Here is a 3743-nt window from a genome sequence, read left to right as displayed (position 1 = left end):
TGGCCGTCTCTGAGGAAGGCCGCGACGACGACGCCGACGAGGACAGCGGCCGCCTGCCCCAGGTCACCGAGGGCGCCGCCGCCAAGGTGATCACCGCCCGCGCCGACCAGCACTTCACCGAACCGCCGCCGCGCTATTCGGAAGCCAGCCTGGTGAAGAAGATGGAGGAGCTCGGCATCGGCCGGCCCTCGACCTACGCCTCGGTGCTGACCGTGCTGCGCGACCGCGAATACGTCCGCATGGACAAGAACCGGTTCATCCCGGAGGACAAGGGACGGCTGGTCACCGCCTTCCTGGAGCAGTTCTTCAACCGCTACGTCCAGTACGACTTCACCGCCGCCCTGGAAGAGAAGCTCGACCTGGTCTCCGCCGGCGAGCTGAACTGGAAGGCTCTGCTGCGCGAGTTCTGGCAGGACTTCCACGCCGCGGTCGGCGAGATCGCCGAGCTGCGGGTCACCCACGTGCTGGACGCGCTCAACGAGGCGCTGGGCCCCCACATCTTCCCGCAGAAGGAAGACGGCTCCGATCCGCGCGCCTGCCCCACCTGCGGGGCCGGGCAACTGTCCCTGAAGACTGGCAAGTTCGGAGCCTTCATCGGCTGCTCGAACTATCCGGAATGCCGCTACACCCGGCCCATCGCCCAGTCCGGCGACGACGCCGAGGCCGAGAGCGGCGACCGTGAACTGGGCGTCGATCCGGAGACCGGCGAGACGGTGTTCCTGAAGTCCGGCCGGTTTGGTCCCTATGTCCAGCTGGGCGACGGCGAGAAGCCCAAGCGCTCCAGCCTGCCCAAGGGCTGGTCGGCGGCCGCCATGGACCTGGAGAAGGGTCTGCGGCTGCTGCGCCTGCCCCGCGAGGTCGGCGCTCACCCCGAAGACGGGATCATGATCACCGCCGGCATCGGCCGGTTCGGGCCCTTCGTCCTGCACAACGGCACCTATGCCAACCTGCCCACCGCCGACGAGGTGTTCGAGGTGGGCTTGAACCGCGCCGTCACCCTGCTGGCCGAGAAGCGCGCGGGCGGCCGGGGCGGTCGCGGCGAGTCCGCGGCGCTCAAGGACCTGGGCGCCCACCCGGTGGACGGTCAGCCCGTGAAGGTGCTGGCCGGCCGCTACGGCCCCTACATCAAGCACGGCTCCACCAACGCCAATGTGCCCAAGGGTTCCGACCCGCAGGACCTGACGCTGGAGGAGGCGGTCAAGCTGATCGCCGAGCGGGTGGAAAAGGGCGGCGGCAAGAAGCCCGCGAATAAGAAGGCGGCCCCCAAGGCCAAGGCGGCGGCCAAGCCCAAGGCGGAGGCCGGCGCGACGGCGGCGGTGAAGAAACCCGCCGCCAAGAAAACCGTGGCGAAGAAGCCGGCGGCGAAGAAGGCGGTCGAGGCCTAGGCGCCGATGCTTCTGCCCGTCAGCGACTTCTCCGCTTCGGGCTACCGGTCGCTGGCGCAGATCGCCTATCCGGTCACCAATCTGGAGGTATTCGTCGGCGCCAACGGCGTCGGCAAGTCCAACCTGTACCGGGCCCTGGAGCTGCTGCGGGCGGCGGCCACCAATACCCTGGGCGTCGAGCTGGCCCGCGAGGGCATGGCGGCGGCCTTCTGGGCCGGGACGCGGCAGAAGAACCAGCCGGCGCGGATGAGCTTCTCGGTGGACCTGTCCGTGCCGGGCCGGCCCGGCGTCGGCTACCGCTACGAGGTGGAGGTGGGCTTTCCCTTCCCGACGTCGCCGGCCTTCGAGACCGAACCGCAGGTCAAGACCGAGCAGCTCTCCTATCTGAGCGGCGGCCGGCCCGTGCGGCTGCTAGACCGCAAGAACGCCTCCGTGATGGCCCGCGACGAGGACGGACGGCCGCAGGAGGTGGATATCGACCTGCTGGCCTCGGAGACCGTGCTGGCGCGGTTGGAGGACCCCGGCAAGTATCCCGGCCTGGACATCGTGCGCCGCACCCTGCTGGAGTGGCGGTTCTATCACGACCTGCGCACCGACTCAGGCTCGCCCCTGCGCCGGCCCTGCACGGCGGTGGCCAGCCCCACCCTGGCCTCGGACGGCTCCAACCTGGCGGCCGTCTTCGCGACCCTGGCCCATATTCGCGAGGACACCGCCCACCTGGACGCGGTGATCGACCAGGCCTTTCCAGGCGCGCGTCTGGTGGTTCCGAAACCGGACCGCACCGCCAGTTTCGGCATGAGCTTCCCGGACTTTCCCCGCCGCGTGTTCGAGGCCGCCGAGCTGTCGGACGGGACCCTGAAGTTCCTGGCCCTTGCCGGCGCCCTGATGGCCTATCGCCTGCCGGCCTTCGTGGCCCTGAACGAGCCTGAGTCCAGTCTGCATCCGGCCCTGATGAAACCCCTGGCCCGGCTGGTGGGCCAGGCCGCCGACCGGTCGCAGGTCTGGCTGGTGACCCATTCCGAGGCCCTGGCCGCCGAGATCGCGGCCACGACGGTGGGCTCGGTGCGGACGGTGACCAAGACCGACGGCGCCACCACCATCGAGGGCCTGACCCGGCTGGGGACCTTCCGCGAGGAAGACTGAGGCTTTACAGGCCCCTCCCCGCGCCTAGAGTTCCGACAACGGGTCGGGGAGGACACCATGAAACTTGAAGGCGGATGCTATTGCGGCGCCCTGCGCTATGAGGCCGAGGGCGAGCCGATGATGCAGGCCCAGTGCCATTGCCGGGAGTGCCAGCACATCAGCGGCGGCTCGCCCAATGTGTTCATCGCCATGCCGATCCCAAGCTTCCGCTACACCAAGGGCGCCCCCAAGAGCTTCACCCGCGCCGACCTGGAGCGTCCGGTCACCCGGGAGTTTTGTGGGGAGTGCGGGTCGCACATCCTGGCCCGCTCGCCCGGGTTCCCGGCGGTGATCCTGAAGGTCGGCACCCTGGACGATCCCAGCGTTTTCACCCCGGGCATGGCCATCTTCACGGTGGACCAGCAGGCTTTCCATCACGTGCCCGCCGGGATTCCGAGCTTCGAGCGCCTGCCGGGATAGGCGCCCGCATCGTTTGAGGAAGCGAGTTCGGCGCAGGCGCGTTACAAGACCACATGCCCAAGACCCGTGCGCCCAAGGCGTCCCGCTTCAAGTCCTCCGCCGCCAAGCCGACCCAGGGCCTGCCCGACCGCGAAACCCTGCTGAAGTACATCCGCGAGGCGGGTGAGACCGACAAGGCCGAGATCGCCAAGGCGTTCGGGCTGAAGGGCGCCGACCGCAAGGCTCTGCGCGAGATGCTCAAGGCGCTGCAGGAGGGCGGCGAGCTTGGCCGCCGTGGCCGGCGCGGCCTGGCCCAGGCTGGCGCCCTGCCCCCCGTCGGCGTGGTGGACGTCATCGAGAAGGACAACGACGGCGACCTGATGGTACGCCTGACCAAGGGCGACGATACGGGCCTGGTGCGGCTGGCGCCTGGCCGCGCCGATCCCATCGGCCCGGCCCCCGGCGTCGGCGACCGGCTGCTGGTGCGATTCGAGACCCTGGAGAACGGCGAGACCGAGGCCCGGCTGATCAAGAGGCTGGGGGCCAGCGTCCACAAGATCCTTGGCGTGATCCGCAAGTCCAACCGCGAGGTGCGGGTCGAGCCGGTGGACCGCAAGTCCAAGGAAAGCCTGATCCTCACCGACCCCAAGGCCCAGGAGCTGCGGGACGGCGACCTGGTCCTGGCCCAGGTCGGCACCTCCGAACAGCGCTACGGCCCCAAGCGCGGCAAGCTGCTGGAGGTGGTGGGCCGCGAGGACCAGCCGCGCGCCGCCTCGC

At 69.7% G+C, this 3743-nt stretch carries 3 protein-coding genes and 1 pseudogene; all 4 read left to right on the top strand.

What is annotated here, in order from left to right; translation table 11 throughout:
• The coding region (locus RMO97_RS17895) for a topoisomerase C-terminal repeat-containing protein (RefSeq protein ID WP_310542373.1) at positions 1-1385 on the top strand (1385 nt) is incomplete at its 5' end.
• A gap of 6 nt (positions 1386-1391) precedes the next feature.
• Positions 1392-2528, top strand: a complete 1137-nt coding sequence (locus RMO97_RS17890; protein WP_310542372.1) for an AAA family ATPase — start codon at positions 1392-1394, stop codon at positions 2526-2528.
• A 57-nt stretch (positions 2529-2585) separates the two neighbouring features.
• Positions 2586-2987, top strand: a complete 402-nt coding sequence (locus tag RMO97_RS17885; RefSeq protein ID WP_310542371.1) for a GFA family protein — start codon at positions 2586-2588, stop codon at positions 2985-2987.
• A gap of 53 nt (positions 2988-3040) precedes the next feature.
• Positions 3041-3743: pseudogene (locus RMO97_RS17880) on the top strand (ribonuclease R); the annotation flags it as partial.

This window comes from Phenylobacterium sp. (assembly GCF_031425575.1).
In the GTDB taxonomy this organism is placed as follows: Bacteria; Pseudomonadota; Alphaproteobacteria; order Caulobacterales; family Caulobacteraceae; genus Phenylobacterium.
The sequence above is the reverse complement of the archived record's forward strand: the minus strand, read 5'-3'. Positions and strand labels throughout refer to the sequence as shown.

Excerpts from the sequence above, each read along its gene's own strand:
- RMO97_RS17890 (WP_310542372.1), top strand. The coding sequence starts at position 1,392 with ATGCTTCTGCCCGTCAGCGACTTCTCCGCTTCGGGCTACCGGTCGCTG.
- RMO97_RS17885 (WP_310542371.1), top strand. The coding sequence starts at position 2,586 with ATGAAACTTGAAGGCGGATGCTATTGCGGCGCCCTGCGCTATGAGGCC.